This window comes from Pirellulales bacterium (assembly GCA_019694455.1).
GTDB lineage: Bacteria > Planctomycetota > Planctomycetia > Pirellulales > JAEUIK01 > JAIBBY01.
In genome coordinates, this window is record JAIBBY010000041.1 from 37425 (window position 1) to 43508 (window position 6084).

General features: G+C 62.5%; 5 protein-coding genes. All 5 read left to right on the forward strand.

All coding sequences use genetic code 11. The features are described 5' to 3' along the window. The first annotated feature begins 3 nt into the window (after positions 1-3). Positions 4-2151, forward strand: a complete 2148-nt coding sequence (locus K1X71_15625; GenBank protein MBX7074572.1) for a terpene cyclase/mutase family protein — start codon at positions 4-6, stop codon at positions 2149-2151. A gap of 37 nt (positions 2152-2188) precedes the next feature. Then, on the forward strand, positions 2189-3208 hold the full coding sequence (hpnH, locus tag K1X71_15630; GenBank protein ID MBX7074573.1) for an adenosyl-hopene transferase HpnH: 1020 nt from the start codon (positions 2189-2191) through the stop codon (positions 3206-3208). Between the two features lie 102 nt (positions 3209-3310). Then, positions 3311-4162, forward strand: coding sequence for a hypothetical protein (locus K1X71_15635; GenBank protein ID MBX7074574.1), 852 nt, complete (start codon positions 3311-3313; stop codon positions 4160-4162). Between the two features lie 4 nt (positions 4163-4166). Next, entirely contained in the window at positions 4167-5684 is a 1518-nt protein-coding gene (locus K1X71_15640) for a hypothetical protein (GenBank protein MBX7074575.1), read from the forward strand. A 170-nt stretch (positions 5685-5854) separates the two neighbouring features. Continuing rightward, positions 5855-6084 (forward strand): hypothetical protein (locus K1X71_15645; protein MBX7074576.1); only part of this gene is annotated, 230 nt, incomplete at its 3' end.

Sequence of the window (6084 nt, forward strand, 5' to 3'; positions counted from 1 at the left end):
GGCATGGAAGCTACCCACGTTCGCGTCTTGTCGCCTGAACAAGAATCGGTCGGTTTTGCCCGTACGACCGGTCCAAATCACTCTCGCGATCGACTGAGCGGCTCGGTCCGCCAGGCGATTTTTCGCACCCGCAACTGGTTGCTCGACGAGCAACATCCGTCGGGCTATTGGGTGGGCGAATTGGAAGGGGACACGATTCTGGAGAGCGAGTACATCCTGCTGCTCGCGTATCTGGGAGAAGAAAATTCGGCGGCGGCCCAGCGCGCTGCGCGACACATTTTGAAGCAGCAGTCGCCCGAGGGGGGCTGGTCGATGTACCCCGGCGGCGCGGTCGAGATCAGCGGCAGCGTGAAGAACTACTTCGCGCTCAAGCTCACCGGACATGACCCGGCGGCCGAATACATGCAGCGCGCTCGCGAGGCGATCTTGCGCCACGGCGGGGCCGACGCGGTGAACAGCTTCACGCGGTTTTATCTGGCGCTATTGGGGCAGATCAGCTACGACCAATGCCCGTCGGTGCCGCCCGAGGTGATGCTGCTGCCGAAGTGGCTTCCGGTCAATCTCTACGCGGTGAGCGCCTGGTCGCGGACGATCATCGTGCCGCTATCGATTGTCTCGGCGAAGAAGCCGGTGCGGCATCTTGAACCAGAAAAGGGCATTCGCGAACTACTCATCAACGCGCCGGAGTCGTGGCCCTTGCCGCGTTGTCCTGGCTTGCCGGGCAGCACCGGGATGTTGAGCTGGGATCGGTTCTTTCGTGTGATCGACCGCGGCATCAAGTGTTACGAACGGCTGCTGCAGCGCAATACGCTGCGCGACCGGGCGATCGAGCAGGCCAAAGAGTGGTGCCTGACTCGATTCGAGGGGAGCGAAGGGCTGGGCGCCATCTTTCCGCCGATGGTGTGGAGCATTATCGCGCTGCGTAGCCTGGGCTACGCCGACGACAGCCCAGAGATGGTCTACTGCCGCAAGCAAGTCGACGATCTGCTGATTAGCGAAGGGGACACGGCGCGGCTGGAGCCGTGCAAGTCGCCGGTATGGGACACGGCGATCACCATGAAGGCGCTGCTCGACAGCGGGCTGGAGGCCGATCACCCCAGTCTGGAGCAGGCAACGCGCTGGCTGTTGTCGAAAGAGATTCGGCGCAGCGGCGACTGGTCGGAAACGGTGGACGCCGAACCGGCGGGCTGGTGCTTTGAGCACGCCAACGAGTTCTACCCGGATGTTGACGACACGGCGATGGTGGCCATGGCGTTGAGCGAACGGTTCAGCGATGTGCGTGAAGGAGGCGACGCGCTGGCGCCGGAACTGCGACTGATGGGAGAGGCCTCGGCGGCGAACCTGCACGACGCCCACGCCAAAGTGGCGCTGATGGAAAAGAGTCTGGAGGCAGTGGAGCGCGGCAAGCGCTGGGTGCTGGCGATGCAGAACCGCGATGGCGGCTGGGGGGCGTTCGATAAAGACAATAATCGCGAGTTTCTCTGTTATGTGCCGTTCGCCGATCACAACGCGATGATCGACCCGAGCGCGCCCGACTTGAGTGGCCGTGTGATGGTGTCGTTGGGGCGACTCGGCTTTCGGGTGGGAGACACGCCGGTTGACCGCGCGGTGGCCTACCTGCGCAGCACACAAGAGGCCGACGGTAGTTGGTTTGGCCGCTGGGGAGTGAACTACATCTACGGAACCTGGCTGGCCGTGTCTGGTCTGCGCGAAGTCGGCGTGCCGCACGACGATTCGGCCATTGTCTCTGGCGCCAATTGGCTGCTCAGTTATCAACAGCCCTGTGGTGGCTGGGGCGAATCGCCCGACAGCTACGACGATCCGAGCCTGCGCGGGCAAGGCAAGCCCACCGCTTCGCAAACGGCCTGGGCCTTGATGGGCTTGATCGCCGCAGGCTTGGCCGACCATCCGGCCGTGGCGCGCGGAGTGCGCTACCTGGTGAGCAAACAGAATAGCGACGGCACGTGGGACGAGCCGGAGTTCACGGGCACCGGTTTCCCGCGCGTGTTTTATCTGCGTTATCACCTGTACCGGATTTATTTCCCGCTCATGGCGCTGGCGCGCTTTGCGGCGGCCAAGCAGGCGCAGCGCCCGCAGTTGGCCATGACGCCGCCGATGAACGCCGCGCTACACGACTCGTCCTTGGTCTAAGGCGACCCGCGACCCAGATCTCGATTGGAGCACGAGCATGCGATTTCCTTTTTCTCTCACCCGCACGATGACGAGCTACCTGCTCAAGAAGCGCATGTCGGGAGAGGAGAAGTATCCGCTGGTGCTGATGCTAGAACCGCTGCACGCCTGCAATCTGACCTGCACTGGTTGCGGCCGAATCCGCGAGTATTCGACGAATCTCAAGGACAAGCTCTCGATCGACGAATGTCTGGCCGCGGTCGACGAATGCGGCGCGCCGGTAGTTTCGATCTGCGGCGGCGAGCCGATGATCTACCCGGGCATTGAAGAGTTGGTGGCCAAGATTCTGGAGCGGAAGAAGCACATTTACTTGTGCACCAACGGCATGTTCATCCGCAAGAAGCTGGCCAGCTTCCAACCGACCAGCCGCTTTTTCTGGAACGTGCATCTCGACGGCATGGAGGAGACGCACGACCTGGCGGTGGAGCGGAAGGGGGTGTTCAACGAAGCGGTCGAGGGGATCAAGGCGGCCAAGCAGGCCGGCTTTTTGGTTTGCACGAACACCACGATTTACAAAGAAACCGACATGCACGAGATCGCCGTGCTGTTGGCGTACCTGACCGAGCTCGGCGTGGACGGCTTCATGCTCTCGCCGGCGTTCGGCTATCAGTCGGTGCAGAACACCAACCCGGACGGCGCCGCGGAAATCTTCATGACGCGCGACGACGTGCATGCGAAGTTCCGCGAGGCGAAGCACCTGCTCAAGCGTTTCAAGTTGAACACGTCGCCGGTGTATCAGGAGTTTCTGCGAGGCGAACGCGACCTGCGCTGCGCGGCCTGGGCGAACCCCACCCGCAATATTCGCGGCTGGAAAGGGCCGTGCTACCTGATTACCGACCGACACTACAAGACGCACAAGGAGTTGGTCCAACTGACCGACTGGGACAAACTGGGGCAAGGCAACGACCCGCGTTGCGAAAACTGCATGATGCACTGCGGCTTTGAGCCGGCGGCGGTGCTGGGGGTCAACAAGCGCCTGGGCGACACCTTGAAGATGGCGCTCTGGCAGTTGACGTAACCATTCGGCTCCGTCCGCTTGGCTCGTCGCGTGTTCACCCTCGCCTTGGCGTCGCGTAAGCTCAAGGGGGACTCGTCTTCTTTTTGGTTCTAGGCAGGGCCGATGCTACGCCTGTTGATGCAGCGCTGGTTGCGCGACGCCGCACGCGAGGCGGTGCTCAAACAGGCGACCGCAGGCGCGGAGCCTGTTGATTTGGGCTGCGAGATCGGGTTTGTCTTTGCCATGGGCATGGAAGCCGCCGGACTGTTGGACCAGCTTGGCGAGGCGCGGCATGTGCGAGGCGATGGCTTTCGCGCCACGGTGGGGACATTGGCCGGACGGCGCGTGGGGCTGGTGGTGACTGGCATGCGGCGCGACGCCGCGCGCCGTGGGACCTTGGCGCTGGTCGAAGGCCATCGTCCACGATGGGTCATTTCGGCCGGCTACTCTGGGGGGCTACAGCCGCAGGCGAAGCTAGGAGACATTGTGCTGGCCGAGCGCGTGGTGGACTGCGCGGGGGAGGCGATCGACGTCGATCTGCGGATTGATCGCCAGTCGGCGCGGCAGAGCGGGCTGCACATCGGCTCACTGGTCACGGTGGACGAATTGGTTTGCGAGCCGGCGGACAAAGCGGAATTGGGGCGGCGACACGAGGCGCTGGCGGTCGACATGGAGTCGTATGCCGTGGCCGCGGCCTGCCGCGAGCGGGGGACGCCGTTTCTGGCGGTGCGGATCGTGAGCGACGATGTTGAATCGCGGTTGCCGCCGTTTCTGGATCAATACTCGCATCAGAAGTCGTTGAGCGGCAAGGCGGGCGTAGTGCTGGGCGCGCTAGCCAAGCGGCCGAGCAATTTCAAAACGATGTACAAGATGCGCGAGGAGAGCTTGATGCTCTCGGATCGGCTGGCGCGTTTCTTGACCAGTTTGGTGCGCGAGCTGTCGCCAGGGGTCGATGCGGAACCACGAGCGCGGTGAGGTCATGCTTCGCCAGTTGCTGCTTGCGATTGTGATTTGCGCGGCGGGAGCGGCGCCAGGTCTTGGCGCCGATTTGGCGCCACTGGTCGATCTGCCGCCGCACGGCGACGATTACACGGCCGCATCGCTGCGCCGGTATTTGACCGGCATCGAGCGGCAGTACGGCGATTACCGGAATATTCCGCTGGCCGAGAAGGCGGCGTTTTTCGAATGGCAGTTGTGGCGCTATCACCGCACCGATTACCAGCAGGTGTACAACCGCGCGCGGTTGCCGGGCGAACGAGGCAAGCTGCCCGAGTGGCTGCCAGGCTCGGATAGCTCGACGTGGAATGGGGCGCTGCTGGGAGCGCTGGCGTACAAGTACGCGGTGACTCGCGACCGGGACACGCTAACGCATATCTGCGGCTTGCTCGATGGCTTGCGATTGTTCTTTGAGGCGACCGGGCAACCGGGGCTGCCGGCGCGCAATGTGACGCCGCTCGATGGACCAGTAGCGGACGATCAAACTGGCCGCTTTGAGAAAGATGGCCGAAAATTCGCGTTTCGTTCGCAGGCGGCCAAGGGGACCGTCAACCAGCTTGCGGGCGGCTACTTGACGCTATTGTTGCACGTGGGACGCGACCTGCCGGGAAACTACGAGCGGATGGCAAGCGATGATCTGGCGGCCATCGCTCTACACCTGATTGAGCACGAATATCATCTGACGGAGGCGGATGGCAAGCGAACGCCATACGGCGACTTGACGCCTGTTGTGGCATCGGTCGGGGCGCCGTTCAATGCGCAGGTGGCGTACATGATTGTGGCGGCGGCGCATTATTTTCCGCCGGACAACAACGCCGCGCGCGAGAAGATCGCGGCGGAGTTCAATCGCTTACGTCACAAACACCACGTCTATTACGAAGAGCCGTGGGGAAGCCTGTTGGTGCTCCCGCAGCGAATTGGCGGGAGCCCGCTGGTCAAGGGAATGAACGATCGGCTGCATGTGACGTATGCCGCGTACCTGGGCTTGGAGCTAGATATTGAGCATGCGCGGCAGCATCATTTGGCGTTCGATCGCAAGCTGGTTTTTCAACTCGGCCAGACGATGACGCACAGCATGAATTTGCTGTGGAACCAGCACAACAGCCTGTGCAACTTCATGTGGGCGGGCCTGGTTCGCGACGGACAGGTGCTGGCGGCCCTTGCGCCGCGCGACGCCGAGCGCGTGCGGCGACAAGCGGAATACGGGCTAATTGATGGCATCGAGCAGTTACGGCGCTTTCGGCTCAATCGATTTTGCGGCCCAGGGGAGGAAGAGAACGCCCGTGAAGCGCTGTACAACGATGCCCACTTTCCGGATGACTACTACTGGAAGGTGAACCCCGAGGAGCGCTTTCGGCCAACCGGACCGACCGGGGACACGTTTGCGTGCGCGATCGATTATCTGCACGCGTATTGGATGCTGCGCTTTTTGCGGCTGGATCAAACGGCGGCTGCCCGGCAGCGGTTCGCGGCGGTCTTGTCGCCAGGCGTCTCTCGCTAGCGGCATTTTGCTCGCACTTTTCGCATCATTGCACGCCCGGGGGAAAGAGCTAGATTGTTGATAGGCAGAAAGGGTATGCGGTTTGTACCGTTTTTGCCGAGCTGCGACGATTTAGCCTCACTTGTTGTGGGTGAACAGCCCGCGACACATCCCTTCAAAGGGCGTGCGCCATGAGAAAACACCTATTGGTCCTGGCACTGATTGGGCTTCCGCTGACCTTTGCGCGGGCCGACTACACCGAGGTTACGGGGCCGGTCGACACCTTTTGGGTGCAGCCACAGACCACGACCTTCTATCCCAGCACGGCGGTGGTTGCCGCGCCGCAGATAGTGAGCGCGGCGCCGGTAATCACGACCGCCAATTTCCCCGCCGCGATCAGTAGTCCGCCGGGCATGGTGGT